This window comes from Geodermatophilus sp. SYSU D00525 (assembly GCF_054050475.1).
The window spans coordinates 108375-129829 of sequence record NZ_JBJGZK010000004.1 but is presented as its reverse complement, the minus strand read 5'-3'; the positions used below and the strand labels follow the sequence as shown (position 1 = coordinate 129829).

16 protein-coding genes are annotated in these 21455 nt (G+C 74.1%); 14 read left to right on the top strand and 2 right to left on the bottom strand.

Annotated elements, in window-relative coordinates; genetic code table 11:
- Positions 1-34: 34 nt before the first annotated feature.
- The gene (locus tag ACI796_RS05535) at positions 35-2062 is read right to left on the bottom strand and encodes an alpha-1,4-glucan--maltose-1-phosphate maltosyltransferase (RefSeq protein ID WP_456940239.1); all 2028 of its coding nucleotides are present in this window, start codon (positions 2060-2062) and stop codon (positions 35-37) included.
- Positions 2063-2193: 131 nt separating this feature from the next.
- On the opposite strand from ACI796_RS05535, the gene glgP reads away from it, so the two are divergent.
- Together glgP and ACI796_RS05525 are read left to right on the top strand one after the other, a co-directional pair.
- Positions 2194-4743: an alpha-glucan family phosphorylase gene (glgP, locus tag ACI796_RS05530; protein WP_456940238.1), complete on the top strand. Its 2550-nt coding sequence runs from the start codon at positions 2194-2196 to the stop codon at positions 4741-4743.
- A gap of 100 nt (positions 4744-4843) precedes the next feature.
- Positions 4844-5842, top strand: a complete 999-nt coding sequence (locus ACI796_RS05525) for an FHA domain-containing protein (RefSeq protein WP_456940237.1) — start codon at positions 4844-4846, stop codon at positions 5840-5842.
- 121 nt (positions 5843-5963) lie between these two features.
- Here the strand turns inward: ACI796_RS05525 and glgX are convergent, their stop codons facing one another.
- Positions 5964-8102: a glycogen debranching protein GlgX gene (gene glgX / locus ACI796_RS05520; protein WP_456940236.1), complete on the bottom strand. Its 2139-nt coding sequence runs from the start codon at positions 8100-8102 to the stop codon at positions 5964-5966.
- Positions 8103-8166: 64 nt separating this feature from the next.
- Here glgX and ACI796_RS05515 point away from each other — a divergent pair, with 64 nt between their 5' ends.
- The 12 genes from ACI796_RS05515 to ACI796_RS05460 all read left to right on the top strand — a co-directional run bounded on the left by ACI796_RS05515 (position 8167) and on the right by ACI796_RS05460 (position 21454).
- Complete coding sequence (locus tag ACI796_RS05515; RefSeq protein WP_456940235.1) at positions 8167-8979, top strand: ABC transporter ATP-binding protein; 813 nt, start codon at positions 8167-8169, stop codon at positions 8977-8979.
- Between the two features lie 58 nt (positions 8980-9037).
- Positions 9038-9823 carry an enoyl-CoA hydratase/isomerase family protein gene (locus tag ACI796_RS05510; protein WP_456940234.1) on the top strand — a complete coding sequence of 262 codons (786 nt, stop codon included), beginning with the start codon at positions 9038-9040 and terminating at the stop codon, positions 9821-9823.
- 142 nt (positions 9824-9965) lie between these two features.
- Positions 9966-11117: an ABC transporter substrate-binding protein gene (locus ACI796_RS05505; RefSeq protein WP_456940233.1), complete on the top strand. Its 1152-nt coding sequence runs from the start codon at positions 9966-9968 to the stop codon at positions 11115-11117.
- The gene (locus ACI796_RS05500; protein ID WP_456940232.1) at positions 11093-12016 is read left to right on the top strand and encodes an ABC transporter permease; all 924 of its coding nucleotides are present in this window, start codon (positions 11093-11095) and stop codon (positions 12014-12016) included. The genes ACI796_RS05505 and ACI796_RS05500 overlap by 25 nt, the downstream gene beginning before the upstream one ends.
- Positions 12013-12900: an ABC transporter permease subunit gene (locus tag ACI796_RS05495; RefSeq protein WP_456940231.1), complete on the top strand. Its 888-nt coding sequence runs from the start codon at positions 12013-12015 to the stop codon at positions 12898-12900. Before ACI796_RS05500 ends, ACI796_RS05495 begins: the two co-directional genes overlap by 4 nt.
- Positions 12897-14009 (top strand): ABC transporter ATP-binding protein, encoded by a 1113-nt coding sequence (locus ACI796_RS05490; protein ID WP_456940230.1) that lies wholly within the window; start codon positions 12897-12899, stop codon positions 14007-14009. The genes ACI796_RS05495 and ACI796_RS05490 overlap by 4 nt, the downstream gene beginning before the upstream one ends.
- A 19-nt stretch (positions 14010-14028) precedes the next feature.
- Positions 14029-15144, top strand: coding sequence for an L-cysteine desulfhydrase Cds1 (cds1, locus tag ACI796_RS05485; protein ID WP_456940229.1), 1116 nt, complete (start codon positions 14029-14031; stop codon positions 15142-15144).
- Positions 15145-15261: 117 nt separating this feature from the next.
- On the top strand, positions 15262-16041 hold the full coding sequence (locus ACI796_RS05480; protein ID WP_456940228.1) for an electron transfer flavoprotein subunit beta/FixA family protein: 780 nt from the start codon (positions 15262-15264) through the stop codon (positions 16039-16041).
- Between the two features lie 38 nt (positions 16042-16079).
- The gene (locus ACI796_RS05475) at positions 16080-17042 is read left to right on the top strand and encodes an electron transfer flavoprotein subunit alpha/FixB family protein (protein WP_456940227.1); all 963 of its coding nucleotides are present in this window, start codon (positions 16080-16082) and stop codon (positions 17040-17042) included.
- Between the two features lie 141 nt (positions 17043-17183).
- Positions 17184-18365, top strand: coding sequence for a cysteine desulfurase family protein (locus tag ACI796_RS05470; protein WP_456940226.1), 1182 nt, complete (start codon positions 17184-17186; stop codon positions 18363-18365).
- A gap of 5 nt (positions 18366-18370) precedes the next feature.
- On the top strand, positions 18371-19438 hold the full coding sequence (mnmA, locus tag ACI796_RS05465; RefSeq protein ID WP_456940225.1) for a tRNA 2-thiouridine(34) synthase MnmA: 1068 nt from the start codon (positions 18371-18373) through the stop codon (positions 19436-19438).
- Between the two features lie 165 nt (positions 19439-19603).
- Positions 19604-21454 carry a bifunctional metallophosphatase/5'-nucleotidase gene (locus tag ACI796_RS05460; protein WP_456940224.1) on the top strand — a complete coding sequence of 617 codons (1851 nt, stop codon included), beginning with the start codon at positions 19604-19606 and terminating at the stop codon, positions 21452-21454.
- Position 21455: the final 1 nt, after the last annotated feature.

Here is a 21455-nt window from a genome sequence, read left to right as displayed (position 1 = left end):
GCGGGGAGCCTCGCTGGTCGTCGTGGGTGGGGGATCAGCTGACCGGCGGCGGCCAGGTCACCGGCCGGGGCAGGTGGACCGAGAACACGTGCGCCGGCTCCCAGTAGGGGTCCAGCTCGACGTAGTTGAACTGGCCCCAGTCGTAGCGGGCGCCGGTGATCTCGTCGGTGACGCCGAACCGCTCGTGCCAGTCCAGCCCGAGGGTCGGCATGTCCAGCGCCGTCGTCCCGATCTGCCGGTTCTGGCTGTCGAGGGCGCAGACCACCAGGACGGCGTCCTGCGAGCCCGGGTCGGTCTTGGAGAAGCAGATGAGGTTCGGGTTGTCGACCGGGTGGAACCGCAGCGTCCGCAGCTGCTGCAGCGCCGGGTGCCGGCGGCGGATCTCGTTGAGCGTGCGCAGGTAGGGCGCCAGGCTCCGGCCGGCCGCCTCGGCACCGGCCCAGTCGCGCGGGCGCAGCCGGTACTTCTCGCTGTCGAGGTACTCCTCGCTGCCCGGCCGCACCGCCACGTGCTCGTAGAGCTCGTACCCGGAGTAGACGCCCCAGGTCGGGCTCATCATGGACGCGAGCACCGCGCGGATCTTGAACATCGGCGGCCCGCCGTACTGCAGGCTCGCGTGCAGGATGTCCGGGGTGTTCACGAAGAAGTTCGGCCGCATGTAGTGCGCGCTGGTGGCGAGCTCGCGGCCGTAGTCCTCGATCTCGCCGCGCGCGGTCCGCCACGTGAAGTACGTGTAGGACTGGGTGAACCCGAGCCGCGCCAGCTGGTGCATCATCGCCGGCCGGGTGAAGGCCTCGGCGAGGAAGAGCACGTCCGGGTCGGTCTCCTTGACCTTCCAGATCAGCCAGTGCCAGAAGTCCAGCGGCTTGGTGTGCGGGTTGTCGACCCGGAAGATCCGCACGCCGGCGTCCATCCAGACCCGCACCACCCGCAGCACCTCGGCGTAGATGCCCTCGGGGTCGTTGTCGAAGTTGACCGGGTAGATGTCCTGGTACTTCTTCGGCGGGTTCTCCGCGTAGGCGATGGTCCCGTCGGGCTTGGTGGTGAACCACTCCGGGTGCTCCTTGACCCACGGGTGGTCCGGCGCCGCCTGCAGCGCGAGGTCCAGCGCCACCTCCATGCCCAGGCCGCGGGTGCGGGTGACGAAGGCGCGGAAGTCCTCCATCGTGCCCAGCTGCGGGTGGACGGCGTCGTGGCCGCCCTCCTCGCTGCCGATGGCCCACGGCGAGCCGACGTCGTCGGGCCCGACCTCGTGCGGGTTGCCGCCGGGGAACTGCGGCGTGTTCGGGCCCTTGCGGTTGACCTTGCCGATCGGGTGGATCGGCGGCAGGTAGACCACGTCGAAGCCCATCTCGGCGACCGCCGGCAGCCGGTCGCCCGCCGTCTGGAACGTCCCGTGCGCGGGGACGCCGCCGACGACGGGGCCCTCGGAGCGGGGGAAGAACTCGTACCAGGAGCCGTAGAGCGCGCGCGGCCGGTCGACCCACACCTCGTACTCCGGCGTCGGGGTGACCAGCTCGCGGACCGGGTGCTCGTCGAGGTAGCGCTGCACCGCGGCGGCCAGCGCCGGCGCGACCCGGTCGGGCAGCGTGCGGGAGGTGTCGCGCAGCGCCGCGACGGCGTCGCCGAGGCGGCCGCGCCACTCGTCGTCGGCGTCCTCGGCCACCCGCTCGAGCAGCCGGGCGCCCTCCTCGAGGTCGTTGGCCAGCTCCCCGGGGCCCTGGCCGGCCTCGATCTTCACCTCGACGGCGTGGTGCCAGGTGGCCAGCGGGTCGCTCCACGCCTCGACCCGGAACGTCCAGCGCCCCTCCCGGTCGGGCACCACGGTGGTGATCCACCGGTCGGGCTCCGCGCCGAAGCGGCGCATGCGGTTGAGGGGACCCCGGGTGCCGTCCGGAGCGGTCCAGACGACGTCGGCCGCGACGGCGTCGTGGCCCTCCCGGAAGACGGTGGCGGTGACCGGCAGGTGCTCGCCGACCACGGCGCGGGCCGAGAACGACCCGCAGGACACGACGGGGGCGACATCGGTGATGCCGAGGCGGAGGTCAGCGCGGCGAGTCATCCCGGCCACGCTATCCAGGTCCGGGACCGGTCACACCTCGGCCGCCGAGACGCCCCCGGCCGGGTGCACCGCCCCCGACCGGGTGGTGCACCCGACCTGTCCGGACGCGCCCCGCTGGCTAGGCTCCCCGCGTGCGAGCTCTGCGTCGGTTCACCGTCCGGGCGGCCCTCCCCGAGGCCCTGATGCCCCTGTCCCAGCTGGTCATGAACCTGCGCTGGTCCTGGCACCCCGAGACCCGCGACCTGTTCGAGGCGCTGGACCCCGAACTGTGGCGGACCTGCAACAACGACCCGGTGAAGGTCCTGGGCGAGGTGTCGGCCGAGCGGCTGGCCACGCTGTCGACCGACCGCCGGTTCCTCCGCCGCCTCCAGGACGTCGTCGACGACCTCGACGACTACCTGTCCTCCGAGCACTGGTACCAGTCGCTGGGGCCGGAGGCGCCGCGCAGCATCGCCTACTTCTCCGCCGAGTTCGGCATCACCGAGGTGCTGCCCCAGTACTCCGGCGGCCTGGGCATCCTCGCCGGCGACCACCTCAAGGCCGCCTCCGACCTCGGGGTGCCGCTGATCGGCGTCGGCCTGCTCTACCGGGCCGGCTACTTCGAGCAGGGGCTGTCGGCCGACGGCTGGCAGCTGGAGCACTACCCGTCGCTGGACCCGCACGGCCTGCCGGTCAAGCTGCTGCGCCAGCCCGACGGGTCCGCCGTCGTCATCACCGTGCCGCTGCCCGAGGGCCGCACCCTGCACGCGCACGTGTGGCGGGCGCAGGTGGGCCGGGTGTCGCTGCTGCTGCTCGACAGCGACATCGAGGAGAACGCCCCGGCCGAGCGCGGGGTGACCGACCGGCTCTACGGCGGCGACGAGGACCACCGGCTGCGCCAGGAGATGCTGCTCGGCATCGGCGGGGTCCGGGCGCTGCGCGCCTGGTGTCAGCTCACCGGCACCCCGCAGCCGGAGGTGTTCCACGCCAACGAGGGCCACGCCGGCTTCCAGGGGGTCGAGCGGATCCGCGAGCTCACCGAGTCGCACGGGCTGACCTTCGCCGAGGCGCTGCAGGCCGTCCGCGCCGGCACGGTGTTCACCACGCACACGCCGGTGCCCGCCGGCATCGACCGGTTCCCGCGCGCGCTGATCGAGCGCTACTTCGCCGGGTTCGGCGTCCCGCTCGAGCACCTCATCCCGCTCGGCGCCGAGGACGACCCGACGAAGTTCAACATGGCGCACATGGGCCTGCGGCTGGGGCAGCGGGCCAACGGCGTCAGCGAGCTGCACGGGCACGTCAGCCGGTCGATGTTCAACCCGCTGTGGCCGGGCTTCGACGAGGCCGACGTCCCGATCACCTCGATCACCAACGGCGTGCACGCGCCGACCTGGACCGCGCGGGAGCTGGTGGAGCTGGGCACCCAGGCCTCCAGCGACGGCGACCCGTTCGAGGGCACCGGGCCGGCGTCCTTCGACGGCGTCGACCGGATCCCGGCGCTGGAGCTGTGGAACACCCGCCGGATGCTGCGCGGCCGGCTGGTCGAGGAGGTGCGCCGCCGGCTGCGGGAGACGGCGCGCTCGCGCGGCGCGGCCGAGGCCGAGGTGCGCTGGACCGACACCGCCTTCGACCCCGACGTCCTCACCATCGGCTTCGCCCGCCGGGTGCCGTCCTACAAGCGGCTGACGCTCATGCTGCGCGACCCGGACCGGCTGCGGGCCCTGCTGCTGGACGAGGAGCGGCCGGTCCAGCTGGTCATCGCCGGCAAGAGCCACCCGGCCGACGACGGCGGCAAGCAGCTGATCCAGCAGATGGTGAAGTTCGCCGACGACCCGGCGATCCGGCACCGCATCGCGTTCCTGCCCGGCTACGACATCGGGATGGCCCGCTACCTGTACTGGGGCTGCGACGTCTGGCTGAACAACCCGCTGCGGCCGCTGGAGGCCTGCGGCACCTCGGGGATGAAGGCCGCGCTCAACGGCGGGCTCAACCTCTCCATCCGCGACGGCTGGTGGGACGAGTGGTTCGACGGCCAGAACGGCTGGGCGATCCCCACCGCCGACGGCGTCACCGACCCCGAGCGGCGCGACGACGTCGAGGCGCGGGCCATCTACGACCTGCTGTCCACCCAGGTGCTGCCGCGGTTCTACGAGACCGACCGCGACGGCATCCCCACCCGCTGGGTCGAGATGGTGCGGCACACGCTGCGCGAGACCGGCCCGAAGGTGCTCGCCACCCGGATGGTGCGCGACTACGTCGAGCGGCTGTACGTGCCGGCGGCGGGCTCCTCGCGGACGATGGCCGACGGCGGGTACGGGCCGGCGCGGGCCGAGGCGCAGTGGCGGGCGCACCTGCTGGAGAACTGGTCGGGCGTGCGGGTGGCGCACGTCGAGGCCACCGGCGCCGGCGACACCCCGGAGATCGGCTCGACCCTGGCGCTGCGCGCGGAGGTGGAGCTGCCGCACCTCGCCCCGGCCGACGTCGAGGTGCAGGCCGCCTACGGGCGGGTCGACGACGCCGACGGCCTGCACGAGGTGACGACGGTGCCGATGCGGCACGAGCACACCGAGGGCTCCCGGCACTGGTTCACCGCCACCCTGCCGCTGGAGCGCACCGGCGCGTTCGGGTACACGGTGCGCGTGCTGCCGCACTCCGAGCACCTGGCCGATCCCGCGGAGCTCGGGCTGGTCCGCTCGGCGTAGCCGCAGGCTCACCAGTCACGCCGGTCGCAGCGTCCCCACCGGCGGCGTGGCGGTGCGGCCGGACCACGCACAGCGGCGCGCGGTCACTAGGCTGGCGCGCATGCCCGACCGCTGTGAAGTCCTGCCCGGAGACGCCCTCGTGGCCCGTCGCGGCGGGGGACTGCTCTGGGTCGACGCTCCCGGCTCGCCGGCCCTGGTCGCCGCGCTGCACGCCTGCCTGGGCGTGTCCGGCCCCGGCGCCGACCGCGTCCTCGCGGCGGTCGCCGCCCAGGTGCCCGCGCTGGGGGGCGGCTCGGCCTCCTTCGCGCTCGTCCTCGTCGACACCAGCGGCGGCACGGGCACCGGCGTCGCGCTGTGGTCCGGCAAGGGCCAGCCGGCCGTCGACGGCGTCCCCGTCTCCGGCCAGCCGGCCGACGGGTGCAGCCTGGCCGCCGGGTTCCCGCTCGGCGCCACCCTCTACGTCGGCCCGGGCCAGGCCACGCCGCAGATGCCGCCGGGTGTCGCGTACGACCTCGTCGAGGGGGCGGTCCCCGGGGCCGGTGCGCTGCTGCAGCTCGCGGCGGCCTCCTCCGCCCCGGCCGCGGTCCCGCCGGCCACCCACACCCCGGCGTCGTCGTTCAGCGCCGGCTCGGACGCCGGCTTCGCCGCCGCGCCGTCCTACGGCGCCTCCGTGGGGTCCTCGCCGTCGGGCCAGGGGTCCACCCGCGTCGACGACGGCGGCGAGGAGACGGCGTTCTGGAAGCCCGACGCCGCCGCCGCGCCGGTGCTGCGCTTCGACGACGGCCTGGTCGTCACCGTCGACGAGGACCTCGTCCTCGGCCGCCGCCCCGACAGCCACGAGCTGGTGACCGCCGGCAACGCCCGGCCGGTACCGATCGCCGACACGCAGAACGTGCTCTCCTCGGCGCACGCGGCCATCCAGCGCTCCGGCCGCGAGGTCACGCTCACCGACCTCGGCTCGCTCAACGGCACCCACGTCGCGGGGCCCGAGGCCACCGAGTGGACGCAGCTCGAGCCCGGCGTCGCCCACCCGCTCTCCGACGGCGACCGCCTCCTGCTCGGCTGGACGGTCATCACCTACGAGCAGCCCCAGGACTGAACGACACGGCGAGAGCCCCGGCCCTCCAGGGACCGGGGCTCTCGCCGTTCCCGGGGGCGGGGCACGGGAAGCGATGCGCACGCCCGGAGGGCCGGGACGTGCGCATCGCTTCCTCCACCCTTCAGGGGCGGCGCAGGACGCGCAGCAGCCAGACGGTCCGCGGCGGCACCTCGATCGGCCCCGGCGCGACGACGCTCGGCCGCGGCGGCGCCCCCGTCGGGTACTCGGTGCTCAGCACGAACTCGTAGCCGTCGGACCAGGGCGCGCCGGGCAGCTGCACCGTCACCGGCTCCGGCCCGGCGTGCAGCTGCACGAGGTAGGAGTCGTCGACGACCGGGCGGCCGCGCTCGTCGCGGTGCCGGATGCCGCGGCCGTCGAGGTACATGCCGACCGTCTGCAGGCCGGTGTCGAACCAGTCCGCGGTGGTCAGCTGCCCGCCGTCGGGCGCGAACCAGGCCAGGTCGCGGGTGCCGCCGGTGCCCGGGATCTCGTGGCCCTCGAAGAACGCCTCCTGGCGCAGCACCGGCGCGTCGCGGCGCAGCCGCACCAGCCGGCGGACGAAGGCGAGCAGGTCCCCGTCGACGGCGTCCCAGTCGATCCAGGACACCTCGCCGTCCTGGCAGTAGGCGTTGTTGTTGCCGCCCTGGGTGCGGCCGAGCTCGTCGCCGGCGGTGAGCATCGGCACGCCGGTCGACAGCAGCAGCGTCGTCAGCAGGTTGCGCACCTGGCGGCCGCGCAGGGCCTGCACCTCCGGGTCGTCGGTGGGCCCCTCGACGCCGCAGTTCCAGTTGCGGTTGTGGCTCTCGCCGTCCCGGTTGTCCTCGCCGTTGGCCTCGTTGCGCTTGTGCTCGTAGGTGACCAGGTCGGCGAGGGTGAACCCGTCGTGGGCGGTGACGAAGTTGACGCTGGCGAACGGGCGGCGGCCGTCGGAGCGGTAGAGGTCCGAGGAGCCGGTCAGCCGGTAGGCCAGGTCGCGGACGCCGACGTGCGAGCCGGCCCACACGTCCCGCACGGTGTCGCGGTAGCGGCCGTTCCACTCGGTCCACAGCGGCGGGAAGTTGCCCACCTGGTAGCCGCCCTCGCCGACGTCCCACGGCTCGGCGATGAGCTTCACCTGGCTGATCACCGGGTCCTGGTGCACGACGTCGAAGAAGGCCGAGAGCCGGTCGACGTCGTGGAAGGAGCGGGCCAGCGCCGCGGCGAGGTCGAACCGGAAGCCGTCGACGTGCATCTCGGTGACCCAGTACCGCAGCGAGTCCATGAGCATCGCGAGCACCTGCGGCCGGCGGACGTCGAGGGTGTTCCCGCAGCCGGTGTAGTCGGTGTAGCGGGCCCGGTTCTCGCCGTCGAGCCGGTAGTAGCCGGGGTTGTCGATGCCCTTGAGCGACAGTGACGGCCCGGTGTGGTCACCCTCGGCGGTGTGGTTGTAGACGACGTCGAGGACCACCTCGATGCCGGCCGCGTGCAGCGCCTTGACCATCGCCTTGAACTCGGTGACCTGCGCCCCGCCGGACCCGGCCGAGCTGTAGGCGGCGTGCGGCGCGAAGTAGCCGAGGGTGTTGTAGCCCCAGTAGTTGGTCAGCCCGCGGCGCAGCAGGTGCGGCTCGCTGACGAAGTGGTGCACCGGCAGCAGCTCGACGGCGGTGACGCCCAGGGACACCAGGTGCTCGACGAACGCCGGGTGGGCCAGCCCCGCGTAGGTGCCGCGCAGCGCCGGCGGGATGTCCGGGTGGCGCATGGTCGCGCCCTTGACGTGCACCTCGTAGACGACGGTGTCCGACCACGAGGTGGCCGGCCGCCGGTCGCCGTCCCAGGGGAAGGAGTCGTGGACGACGACGCCGCGCGGCACGTACGGCGCGGAGTCCCGCGGGTCGGCCGGTCCGGTGTCGGGGCCGTCGGCGCGGTAGGCGAACAGCGCGGGGTGCAGCGCCAGGTCGCCGTCGACGGCGCGGGCGTACGGGTCCAGCAGCAGTTTCGCCAGGTTCCACCGGTGCCCGGCGCCGGGGTCCCACGGCCCGTGCACCCGGTAGCCGTAGCGCTGGCCGGGGCCGACGCCGGGCAGCCGCCCGTGCCAGACCTGGTGGGTGGTCTCCTGCAGCCGGTGCCGGTGCTCGAAGCCGTCGTCGTCGAACAGGCACAGGTCGACGGCGGTGGCGCCGGCCGACCACAGCGCGAAGTTCGTGCCGGTGCCGTCCCAGTGCGCGCCCAGGGGAGCGGGGGAGCCCGGCCAGACCTCGACGTCCTCGCTGGTGGTCCTCACCGGGCGATCGTGCCAAGACCGCCACCTCCCCGGGTGCAGGCGGGCGGGTTGGTTGGATGGGGTCGTGTCGAGCAGTGCCGCCGTCGGCGGAGCAGAACCGGTCGTCGAGATGAGCGGCGTGGACGTCGTCCGCGGGCAGTCGCACCTGCTGCGGGGGGTCGACTGGACCGTCCTGCCCGACCAGCGCTGGGTGGTGCTCGGCCCCAACGGCGCCGGGAAGACGACGCTGCTGCAGTTGGCCGGGGCGCACATGCACCCGACGCGCGGCGAGGTGCGGCTGCTCGGCGAGACGATGGGCGCGGTCGACGTCTTCGAGCTGCGCCCGCGGATCGGCCTGACCAGCGCGGCGCTGGCGCAGCGGATCGAGGCGGGGGAGCGGACCGGTGACGTCGTCCTGTCCGCCGGGTACGCGATCGTCGGCCGCGCCAAGGAACGCTACGACATCCACGACCTCACCCGGGCCGCGACGCTCATGCAGCAGTGGGGCGTGCAGCGGATCGCGCACCGGCCCTTCGGCACGCTCAGCGAGGGGGAGCGCAAGCGGGTCCAGATCGCCCGCGCGCTCATGCCCGACCCGGAGCTGCTGCTGCTCGACGAGCCCGGCGCGGGCCTGGACCTCGGCGGCCGCGAGGACCTGGTGGGCCGGCTGGCGGACCTCGCCACCTACCTCTACGCCCCGGCGCAGGTGCTGGTCACCCACCACGTCGAGGAGATCCCGCCGGGCTACACGCACGCGCTGCTGCTCCGCCAGGGCGCGGTGGTCGCCGCGGGTCCGCTGGGTGAGGTGGTCACCGCCGAGCTGCTGTCGGAGACCTTCGGCCTGCCGCTGGCGCTCGAGCGCTCCGACGGCCGCTACACCGCCCGTCGCCGGGGGTGACCTGCGGCCTCTGGTTAGGGTCCAGGCGACGACGTCGTCCCCTCGCTGGAGGCCGTGCATGGCAGCGCCCGAGTTCGTGACCCTGTCGGTGGAGGACGGGGTGGGCACGATCCGCCTCGACCGGCCCAAGATGAACGCGATCGACGAGCAGCTGCACACCGAGGTGCGGGCCGCGGCGATCGAGGCGACCGAGCGCGCGGACGTGCGCGCCGTCGTCCTCTACGGCGGCGAGCGGGTGTTCGCCGCCGGCGCCGACATCAAGGCCATGTCGCAGCTGACCGGCAGCTCGATGGTCGCCTGGGGCCGCGAGCTCACGCACAGCTTCACCACGGTCGCCCGCATCCCCAAGCCGGTCATCGCCGCGATCACCGGCTACGCCCTCGGCGGCGGCTACGAGCTCGCGCTGTGCGCCGACTTCCGGGTCATGGGCGCGGGCGCGAAGGTCGGGCAGCCGGAGATCCTGCTCGGCGTCATCCCCGGTGCCGGCGGCACCCAGCGGCTGGCCCGCCTGGTCGGCCCGGCGAAGGCCAAGGAGCTGGTGTTCACCGGCCGGCACGTGGGCGCCGAGGAGGCGCTGGAGACGGGCCTGGCCGACGCCGTCGTCCCGGACGCCGAGGTGTACGACACCGCCGTCGCCATGGCGCGGAAGTTCGCCGCCGGCCCCCCGCTCGCGCTGGCCGCGGCGAAGCAGGCGATCGACGAGGGCCTCGACGGGCCGATCGAGCAGGGCCTGGCGCTGGAGAGCCGGCTGTTCGCCGGGCTGTTCGACACCGAGGACCAGAAGACCGGGATGCGCTCCTTCCTCGAGAACGGGCCCGGCAAGGCGACCTTCACCGGGCGCTGACCTCCGGCGTCCCCCGGACGTTCTCCGGACCGTCACCGGAACCGGCCCTCCGGACCGTCCGGTTCTGTCACCATCTGCGAGCCCTCCCGGACGGCGTCCCGCCGGGACCCGGAGGGCGGCCGACCGCTCCCGAGGAGGACCCGTGCGCTCCACCCCCACCCTGAGGACCGCGACCGTGCTGGCGGCCGCGACCCTCGTGCTGACCGCCTGCGGCGGCGGCGACGACGGCGGCTCCGGAGGGGGAGGTGGCGGCTCGGACGCGGCCAGCGCCCGCTCCGCCGAGGACCTCGGCGGCATGGACGCCCTCGTCGAGGCGGCGCAGGCCGAGGGCGAGCTCAACGTCATCGCGTTGCCGCCGGACTGGGCGAACTACGGCGAGATCATCTCCGCCTTCGAGGAGGAGTACGGGATCACCGTCAACAGCGCCTCGCCCGACGGCACCAGCCAGGACGAGCTCAACGCCGTCGAGAGCCAGCGCGGCCAGGACCGGGCGCCCGACGTCCTCGACCTGGGCACCGCCTTCGCCCGCCAGGGCCAGGCGCAGGACCTGCTCGCGCCCTACCGGGTGGAGACCTGGGACGACATCCCCGAGGGCCAGAAGGACCCCGAGGGGTACTGGTACAACGACTACGGCGGCTACATCTCCATCGGCTGCAACGCCACGGCGATCGCCGAGTGCCCGACCAGCTTCGAGGACCTGCTCGACCCGCAGTACGCCGGCCAGGTGGCGCTCAACGGCAACCCGACGCAGGCCGCGGCCGCCTTCGCCGGCGTCTGGGCGGCGTCGCTGGCCAACGGCGGCAGCCTCGACGACATCGGCCCGGGCATCGACTTCTTCGCCCAGGTCAAGGAGGTCGGCAACTTCAACCCGGTCGAGATCACCCCGGCCACCATCCAGAGCGGCGAGACGCCGCTGGCCATCGACTGGGACTACCTCAACGCCGGCCTGACGGGGACCCTCGCCGAGCAGGGCGTCGAGTGGCAGGTCGCCGTCCCCTCCGACGGGCTGTTCGGCGGCTACTACAGCCAGGCGATCAGCGCCTACGCCCCGCACCCGGCCGCCGCGCGGCTGTGGCAGGAGTTCCTGTACAGCGACCGCGGCCAGAACCTGTACCTGGCCGGCGGCGCCCGGCCGGTCCGGCTGCCGGCGATGCAGGAGGCCGGGACCGCCGACGCCGAGGCGCTGGCCGCCCTGCCGCCGGTCGAGGGCACCGCGGACTTCCCGACCCAGGAGCAGGAGAGCGCCGCCCAGCAGGTGGTCGCCACCCGGTGGAACCAGGAGATCTCCGGCTGAGCACCGCACCCGCCCCCACCGCGCCGGCGTCCCGCAGGGGACGCCGGCGCGGTGCGCTGCTGCCCGCGCTGGGCGTCCTGCCGTTCCTGCTCTACGTCGCGGTCTTCCTGCTGCTGCCGGTCGGCGTGCTCGCCGTGGAGGCCTTCCGCGCCACCGACCCGGTCACCTTCGAGGAGACCTGGTCGACGGCGAACATCGGCACGGTCACCGGCGGCGCCTACGCCCGCGCCTACCTCGGCAGCCTGCAGCTGTCGGCCGTCACCGCGGTGCTGGGCGCGGTGCTCGGCCTGGCGCTGGCCTTCGCCGTCGTCGGCACCCGCCGCGGCCGGGTGCTGCGCCGCCTGGTGCTCACCGCCTCGGGCGTGCTGGCCAACTTCGGCGGCGTCCCGCTGGCGTTCGCGTTCATCGCCACCATCGGCACCTCCGGCGTCGTCACCGCCCTGCTGACCGACGCGCTCGGCCTCGACGGCTTCTCGCTGTACTCGATGACCGGCCTGGCGCTGGTCTACCTGTACTTCCTGGTGCCGCTGATGGTGCTGACCATCGTGCCGGCGGTCGAGGCGCTGCGACCGCAGTGGCGGGAGGCCTCCGACGTCCTCGGCGCCAGCCGCCGGCAGTACTGGCGTCACGTCGGCGGTCCGGTCCTCCTCCCGCCGGTGCTGGGCGCCACGATGCTGCTGTTCGCCTCCGCGTTCGCCGCCTACGCCACGGCCAAGGCGCTGGTCGGCTCGAGCCTGCCGCTGGTGACGCTGCAGATCGCCGACTCGCTGTCGAGCAACGTCGTCGTCGGCGCGGAGAACCTGGGCAAGGCGCTGGCCCTGGGGATGGTCGTCCTCGTCGGGCTGGTGATGGTCTTCTACACCTGGGTGCAGCGACGCACGTCGCGGTGGCTGGCGTGAGCGCCACCGCGACCGGCCTGTCCACCGCGGCCGTGACCGGCGGCGTCGAGCCGGAGACCCCGGTCCGGGCCCGCCGGCGGAGCCGTGGGGGGTGGCGGTGGGCCGTCTTCGCCGTCCTCGGCCTGTACTTCCTCGTGCCGCTGGGCGCCTCGGTGTGGTTCACCGTCCGGGGCCGCGACGGGGTCACCGCCGACGCCTACACCGGCATCCCGGGCGCCGAGGGGTTCGCCGAGAACTTCGGCCGCTCGCTGCTGCTCGGGGTGCTCACCGTCGCGATCGCGCTGCTGCTCGTGGTGCCCACGGTGGTGCTCGTCGAGCTGCGGCTGCCGCGGCTGCGCCCGCTGGTCGAGTTCCTCACCCTGGTGCCGCTGCTGCTGCCGCCGATCGCGCTGGTCGTCGGCGTGCGCAGCGTGCTGGCCTGGGCGCCCGACCACTTCTACGGCACCCCGCTCGCCGAGGCGTTCTTCGCCCTCCAGGAGCCGGCGCTGCCGTGGATCCTGGTGCTCGTCTACGCCGTGCTGGCGCTGCCGTTCGTCTACCGGGCGCTCGACGCCGGCGTCCGCGGCGCCCAGCTGCGCACGCTCACCGAGGCCGCGCGGGTGCTCGGCGCCTCCTGGCCGCGGGTGATGACCTCGGTCGTCCTGCCCGTGCTGCGGACGTCGGTGCTCAACGCCGCCTTCCTCACCCTGGCGCTGGTGCTGGGCGAGTTCACCGTCGCCAACATCCTCGGCTTCGAGACCTTCCCCACCTGGATCGTGCGCATCTCCGGCTCGCAGACGCGGCTGTCGGTGGCGGTCTCGGTGCTCTCGCTGCTGCTCACCTGGGTGCTGCTGCTGCTCATCTCCGCGCTGGACCGCCGGCGCCGCGAGGAGGACCCCGCATGACCGCCGTCCCCACGGCCGCCCGCGCGGCCGCGCCCGCCGACCTGCGCGAGCAGACGCCGGTCGCGGTCCGCCTGGAGGGGCTGACCCGCCGCTACGGCTCGCTGCTCGCGCTCGACGGGCTCGACCTGGAGATCGGGGGAGGGGAGTTCCTCGCCCTGCTCGGGCCGTCGGGCTGCGGCAAGACGACGGCGCTGCGCGCGATCGCCGGCTTCGAGGTGCCCGACGCCGGGCGGGTCTGGTTCGACCGCCGCGACGTCACCGGGATCCCGCCGTCGAAGCGCGACGTCGGCATGGTGTTCCAGGCCTACAGCCTCTTCCCGAACATGACCGTGGCCGAGAACGTCGCGTACGGGCTGCGGGTGCGCCGCCGGGGCAGGGAGGAGCGCGCCGGACGGGCCGCGGAGCTGCTGGAGCTGGTCGGGCTCGCCGACCGCGGGCAGCGCTACCCGCACCAGCTCTCCGGCGGCCAGCAGCAGCGGGTGGCGCTGGCCCGCGCGCTCGCCGTCGCGCCACAGGTGCTGCTGCTCGACGAGCCGCTGTCGGCGCTGGACGCCCAGGTGCGCGTGCAGCTGCGCGAGGAGATCCGCCGCATCCAGCTCGAGCTGGGCACCACCACGGTGTTCGTCACCCACGACCAGTCCGAGGCGCTGTCGGTGGCCGACCGGGTCGGCGTCATGCGCGCCGGCCGGCTCGAGCAGGTGGCCTCGCCCGACGAGCTCTACGAGCGCCCGGCGACGGCGTTCGTGGCGGGCTTCGTCGGCACGATGAACCGCATCCCGGCCGTCCTCGGCGACGGCGACGTCGAGTTCCTCGGCGTGCGCCGCGAGGTGCTCGGCGCCGCCCCGCCGTCCGGTCCCGCATTCGCGTTGGTGCGGCCCGAGGCGCTGGAGGTCGTCGAGGACCCGCGCGGGGTGGGCCGCGTGGTCACCCGCACGTTCTCCGGCGCCACCACCCGCCTGGCGGTCGCGCTGCCCGACGGCGTCGAGGTGCAGGCCGACGTCCCCAGCGCCGGGAGCCAGGGCCTCACGCCGGGGACGGCGGTCACCGTCACCCCGGCCGAGCGCCCCGCCCTGGTCGAGCCCGCGGGGGAGTGCCCGGCGGCCGGCTGAGGTGCACGAGGATGGCCGGGTGAGCGAGCGCCCGCCCCCCGAGGTCACCGACGTCGACCGGTCCGACCCCGCCGGGCGGGCGTGGGTGGAGCGGGCGATCGCCGTCGTCGAGGCCGACGCCGTGCGCAGCGCCGACACCCACCTGCTCGTCTACCCGCTGCCGCCGGAGTGGGGCGTCGACCTCTACCTCAAGGACGAGTCGACCCACCCGACCGGCAGCCTCAAGCACCGGCTGGCCCGCTCCCTGTTCCTGCACGCGCTGTGCTCGGGCTGGATCACCGAGGGCAGCACCGTCGTCGAGGCCTCCAGCGGGTCGACGGCGGTCAGCGAGGCCTACTTCGCCCGGATGCTGGGCCTGCCGTTCGTCGCGGTCATGCCCGCCTCGACCAGCCCGGAGAAGGTGGCGCTCATCGAGTTCGCCGGCGGGCGCTGCCACTTCGTCGACCGCGCCCCGGACGTCTACGACGAGGCGCGCCGGCTGGCCGCCGAGTGCGGCGGGCACTACCTCGACCAGTTCAGCAACGCCGAGCGGGCCACCGACTGGCGGGGCAACAACACCATCGCCGAGTCGGTGTTCGAGCAGATGGCGCTGGAGCGCCACCCGGTGCCGGAGTGGGTCGTCGTCGGTGCGGGCACCGGCGGCACCAGCGCGACCTTCGGCCGCTACCTGCGCTACCGGCGGCACCCCACCCGGCTCGCCGTCGTCGACCCGGAGAACTCCGCGTTCTTCCCCGGCTGGGTGGAGGACGAGCCGGCCTGGACCACCGGGATGCCGTCGCGGATCGAGGGGATCGGCCGGCCGCGGGTCGAGCCGTCGTTCCTGCCCTCGGTGGTCGACCGGATGATCCGCGTCCCCGACGCCGCGTCACTGGCGGCGGTGCGGCACCTGGAGCGGGTGACCGGCCGGCTCGCCGGCGGCTCGACCGGCACCAACCTGTGGGGCGCGTTCCGGCTGGTCGCGGAGATGGTCGCCGAGGGGCGGACCGGCAGCGTGGTCACCCTGCTCTGCGACGGCGGGGAGCGCTACGCGCACACCTACCACTCCGACGTCTGGGTGGCCGAGCACGGACTGGACCTCGAGCCCCACCGGGCGGTCCTCGAGGAGTTCACCGCCACCGGCCGCTGGACGGCGTGACGGGGCTCACCGGCACCCCGGTGAGCCGCCCCGTTACCCCGCAGTAACCTCCACTATCGGAGCCAGGCGGGCCGCGGCCCGCGTCCCCCATGACCGACTGCGGAGGTAGGTCTGGCGATGAACATCGTCGTTCTGGTCAAGCAGGTCCCCGACTCGGGCACCCAGCGCTCGCTGGACCCGTCGGACAACACCGTCGCCCGCGCGACCGCGGACAACGTCATCAACGAGATCGACGAGTACGCGATCGAGGAGGCGCTGCAGGTCAAGGAGGCGCAGGGCGGTGAGGTCACCGTGCTGACCGTCGGCCCGGGCAGCGCCACCGACGCGATCCGCAAGGCCCTGTCGATGGGCGCGGACAAGGCCGTCCACGTGCAGGACGACGCCATCCACGGCTCGTGTGCGATCCAGACCTCGGCGGTCCTCGCCGCGGCGCTGCAGCAGCTCGAGTACGACCTGGTCCTCATGGGCGCCACGTCGACCGACGGCCAGATGGGCGTCATGCCGGCGCTGCTGTCCGAGCGGCTGGGCATCCCGCAGGTCTCGGGCGCCCGCAAGCTCACCGTCGAGGGCTCGACGGTGAAGGTGGAGCGGCAGACCGACGGCGGCTACTGGGCCCTGGAGGCCCCGCTGCCGGCCATCGTGTCCACCTGGGACACCATCAACGAGCCGCGCTACCCCTCCTTCAAGGGGATCATGGCCGCGAAGAAGAAGCCGGTGGAGAGCCGGTCGCTGGCCGACCTGGGCGTGGACGCCTCGGCCGTGGGCCTGGCCACCGCCACCAGCCAGGTCCTCGACTTCGCCGGCCGCCCGCCGAAGGGCGAGGGCGTCAAGGTCACCGACGAGGGCAACGGCGCCGAGGAGCTCGTGGGCTTCCTCGCCGCCCAGAAGCTCGTCTGACCCGGCCCGGATCGAAGCGAAGAGGAGACTGAACAGCCATGGCAGAGGTCCTGGTCCTCGTCGAGCTGAACCCGGCCGACGGCACCGTCCGCAAGGGCACCCTCGAGGCGCTCACCGCCGCACGCGCGCTGGGTGAGGTCTCGGCGGTCGTCGCCGGCGGCCCCGGCGTCACCGCCGGCGCCCGCGAGCAGCTCGCCCAGTACGGCGCGGCGAAGGTCTACGTCGCCGCGTCCCCGGAGATCGACGACTACCTCGTCGCCCCCAAGGCCGAGGTGCTCGCCCAGCTGGTGCAGCAGGCGTCCCCGGCCGCCGTCGTCATCCCGTCCTCCCCGGAGGGCCGGGAGGTCGCCGCGCGGCTGGCGCTCAAGACCGGCAGCGGCTTCCTCACCGACGTCAGCGAGATCGCCGCCGACGGCACCGCCACCCAGGTGGTCTTCGCCGGCCAGCAGATCGTGCACTCGAAGGTGACGACCGGCACGCCGGTCTACACGCTGCGCGGCAACTCGGTCACCCCCGAGCCGGCCCCCGCCGCCGGCGAGGAGGTCCCGGTCGAGGTCAGCCTGTCCGACCAGGCGAAGCAGACCCGCGTGGTCGACCGGGTCGTGGAGCAGAAGAGCAACCGGCCCGAGCTGACCGAGGCCTCGATCGTCGTCTCCGGTGGCCGCGGTGTGGCCAGCGCCGAGAACTTCTCGATCATCGAGGCCCTGGCCGACTCGCTCGGCGCCGCCGTCGGTGCCTCGCGCGCCGCGGTCGACTCCGGCTTCTACCCGCACAGCTTCCAGGTCGGGCAGACCGGCAAGACCGTCTCGCCGCAGCTCTACATCGCCGTCGGCATCTCCGGCGCGATCCAGCACCGCGCGGGCATGCAGACCTCGAAGACCATCGTGGCCGTCAACAAGGACCCCGAGGCCCCGATCTTCGAGCTGGCCGACTTCGGCGTCGTCGGCGACCTGTTCCAGGTCGTCCCGGCCGCCACCGAGAAGATCGCCGCCCGGAAGTAGTCGGAGCACCCCGCTGCAGGGGTCTTTCCGGTCCGTCACCAGATGGGCGCCGATCCCCACGGGGGTCGGCGCCCGTCGCCGTTCCCGGGGGTCACCGGCGTCACCCGAGCGGGTCCGTCGTGCGCGACTAACCTGGGCGGAGTGACCTACCTCGACCACGCGGCGACCACGCCGGTGCTCCCCGAGGTCCTGGCCGCGATGACCGAGCAGCTCGGCCGGGTGGGCAACGCCTCCTCGCTGCACGCGAGCGGCCGGGCCGCGCGGCGGGCCGCCGAGCAGTCCCGGGAGCGGCTGGCCGAGGCGCTGGGCGCCCGCCCGTCGGAGGTGCTGTTCACCGGCGGCGGCACCGAGAGCGACAACCTCGCGGTGAAGGGCCTGTACTGGGCGCGGCGGGAGGCCGACTCGCGCCGGCGGCGGCTCGTGGTGAGCCCGGCCGAGCACCACGCCGTCCTCGACAGCGCCGAGTGGCTGGCCAAGCACGAGGGCGCGGAGGTCACCTGGCTGCGCCTGGAGCCCACCGGGCGGGTGACGCCGGAGGCGCTGGCCGACGCGCTGGGCGACGGCTCGGACGTCGCGATGGCCAGCGTCATGTGGGCCAACAACGAGATCGGCACGGTCAGCGACGTCGCCGCGCTGGCGGAGGTGGCGCACGCGGCCGGGGTGCCGCTGCACACCGACGCGGTGCAGGCCGTCGGCCAGGTGCCGGTGGACTTCGCCGCCAGCGGCGTCGACGCGCTCACCATGACCGGCCACAAGCTCGGCGGCCCGATGGGCGCCGGCGTGCTGCTGCTGCGCCGCGACGCCGAGTGCATGCCGCTGCTGCACGGCGGCGGCCAGGAGCGGGACGTCCGCTCGGGCACCCTCGACGTGGCGGCCATCGTCGGCCTCGCCGTCGCCGTGACCACCGCCGTCGCCTCCCGGCCCGAGCGCGTCGCCCGGCTGGCCGCGCTGCGCGACCGGCTGGTGGCCGGGGTGCTCGAGCAGGTCCCCGACGCCGAGCTCAACGGCGCCCCGCTCGACGACGTCGTGGCGGGCAGGCCCGGGCGGCTGCCGGGCAACGCGCACCTGTCCTTCCCCGGCGCCGAGGGCGACGCGCTGCTCATGCTGCTCGACGCCCGCGGCATCGAGTGCTCGACCGGGTCCGCGTGCAGCGCCGGGGTGGCCCGGCCCAGCCACGTGCTGACCGCGGTCGGCGCCGACGCCGCGCGGGCGCGCAGCTCGCTGCGGTTCAGCCTGGGCTCGCCGAGCACCGGCGAGGACGTCGACGCGCTGCTGGCCGTGATCGCCCCGGTCGTGGAGCGCGCCCGCGGGGCGGGGAGGTAGCGACGGTGCGCGTGCTCGCCGCGATGAGCGGGGGAGTGGACAGCGCGGTCGCCGCGGCGCTGGCGGTCGACGCCGGCCACGACGTCACCGGGGTGCACCTCGCGCTCTCGCCGGACCGGCAGACGCTGCGCAGCGGCGCCCGCGGCTGCTGCAGCGTCGAGGACGCCCACGACGCCCGGCGGGTCGCCGACGAGCTCGGCATCCCGTTCTACGTCTGGGACCTCGCCGAGCGGTTCACCGAGGACGTCGTCGAGGACTTCGTCGCCGAGTACGCCGCCGGCCGCACGCCCAACCCGTGCCTGCGGTGCAACGAGCGGATCAAGTTCACCGCGGTGCTCGACCGGGCGCTGGCGCTGGGCTTCGACGCCGTCGTCACCGGCCACCACGCGCGGCTGGCGGACGGGGAGCTGCGCCGGTCGGTGGACGCGGCCAAGGACCAGTCCTACGTCCTCGGCGTGCTCACCCCCCGCCAGCTGGCCGGGGCGGTGTTCCCGCTGGGGTCGACGACCAAGGAGCGGGTGCGCGCGATCGCCGCCGAGCGCGGGTTCGCCGTCGCCACCAAGCCCGACTCGCACGACATCTGCTTCATCCCCGACGGCGACACCCGCGGCTTCCTCACCCGGCGGCTGGGGACGGCGCCCGGGCCGGTCGTCGACGCCGCCACCGGCGCCACCGTCGGCACGCACGAGGGCACGCACGGGTTCACCGTCGGGCAGCGGCGCGGGCTGGGCATCGCCGTCGGCGACCAGCGGCCGCGCTACGTGCTCTCCATCGAGCCGGTCACCCGGACCGTGACGGTGGGGACCGCCGAGCTCGCCGGCGTCGCGGAGGTCCGCACCGGCCGGCCGACGTGGACCGGGGCGGCCCCGGAGCTCCCGCTGCGCGCGGAGGTGCAGCTGCGGGCGCACGCCACCGCCGTCCCCTGCACGGTGACCGCCGGTGCCGACGGCGGCCTGGTGATCGCGCTCGACGAGGCGCAGCGCGGTGTCGCGCCCGGGCAGTCGGCCGTCCTCTACGCGCCCGACCCGGAGCGGGGCGACCTAGTGCTCGGTCAGGGGACCGTCAGCGGCTGACCGCCCGACACCTGATCGTCACCTGGAGGACGTGGTGCCGGAACCGTCCGTCACCTACCGTGTCGGCCGAGCCACTTCCTGAGCACGGCTACGTAGCTCGGCTCACGACCCCCGCCCGGGCCGCCGTCTCCGATGGCCCGCTCCGCATGTCCTCCGGAGGACTCCTTGCGCCGAACGCGCTTCCCCCTCGCCGCCGCCGTCGCGGTGGCGACCACGGCCGGTCTCGTGGCCGTCCCGAGCGCGGCCCAGGCCGCGCCCAAGGACGTGACCGTCCAACTGCTGGCCATGAACGACTTCCACGGCCGGATCACGCCGCAGACCGGGACCGACGGCTCGCTGGCTACCTCCCCAGGGCCGAACGGCACCTACGGCAACTCCGACGACGTCACCGTCCCGGTCGGCGGTGCGGCACAGATCGCGGCCACCGTGCAGCGGCTCGAGTCCGCCTTCAAGGACACGACTCAGGGGCCGTCGACCTCGCTGTTCGTCGGCGCCGGTGACCTGGTCAGCGCCTCGCCGTTCGAGTCGAGCGTCTTCAAGGACGAGCCGACGATCGAGGCGCTCAACGCCATGGGCCTGGACGTCTCGTCGGTGGGCAACCACGAGTTCGACCGGGGCACCGAGGAACTGCGCCGCATCTCCGCCGCCACGGACGGCACGTACAGCGACGACGTCGAGGCCTGCGAGGGCGTCACCCCGGGCGTCGACGGCTGCTTCGGCGAGGACGAGCACGCCTTCCACGGCGCCGAGTTCCCCTACCTGGCCGCCAACGTCATCGACAAGGCCACCGGCCAGCCGATGCTGCCGCCGTACCAGGTCTTCCGGACGCCGGCGAACCAGCGCTTCGCGCTCATCGGGGTGGTCACCGAGACCACTCCGACCATCGTGTCGCCGACCGGCATCACCGACGTCACGTTCATCGACGAGGCCGAGGCGATCAACCGCTGGGTCCCCGAGCTGCAGCGGCAGGGCATCCAGGCCATCGGCGTGCTGATCCACGAGGGCGGCACGGTCACCGACCCGAACGCCCAGCCCTTCGTCAACGGCTGCGCCGGTCTGTCGGGCCCGATCGTCGAGATCAACAACCGGACGTCGTCCGCTGTCGACTTGATCATCAGCGCCCACACGCACAACGCCTACAACTGCCGCCTGAACGACCCGGACGGCACGCCGCGACTGGTCACCCAGGCCGGCTTCTACGGCCGTCTCGTGACCGACATCCGGCTGCCCATCAGCCGGACCACCGGCGACGTCAACCGCGCTTCGGCCGCCTACGCGGCCACCAACGTGCCGGTGACCCGCGAGGCTGCCGACCCCGAGGTGCAGTCGATCGTCGACTACTGGAACGCCCGCGCCGCCGAGCCCGGCAACGTGGTCGTCGGCACTGTCAGCGGCCCGCTGCTGCGGGCGCGGGCCGCGGACGGTGTGACCGTCGTCCGCAACGACGAGTCGGTCCTGGGGACCTTCGTCGCCAACGCGCAACTGGCCGGGGCACAGGCGCGACCGGAGCTGCTGTCCCCGGTGGTCGCCTTCATGAACCCCGGTGGTCTGAGGACCGACGTCGCCGCCGGTGAGGTCACCTTCCGGGAGCTCTTCGACGTCCAGCCGTTCAGCAACACCGTCAACACGATCACGCTGACCGGCGGGGCCATCGACGACGTGCTCGAGCAGCAGTTCCGCGGGCTCCCGGACGGGTCGCAGGACCTGGTCCTGTCCACCTCCGACGGCTTCCGTTACGAGTACGACCGCAGCCGGGCCGAGGGGGACCGGGTGTTCGACTGCTCGATCACCATCAACGGCACCCCGGTGAGCCCGACCGGCACCTACCGGGTCGCGGCGAACTCGTTCCTCGCCGGCGGCGGGGACTCCTTCACCGCGTTCCGGACCGGGACGAACCAGGTCACCGGCCCCGTCGACGTGGACACGTCGGAGGACTACCTCCGCGCCAACACCCCGCTGACGCCGCCCACGGGCGACCACGCGATCCCGGTGACGACGCCCAGCTGCGCCGCCTGAC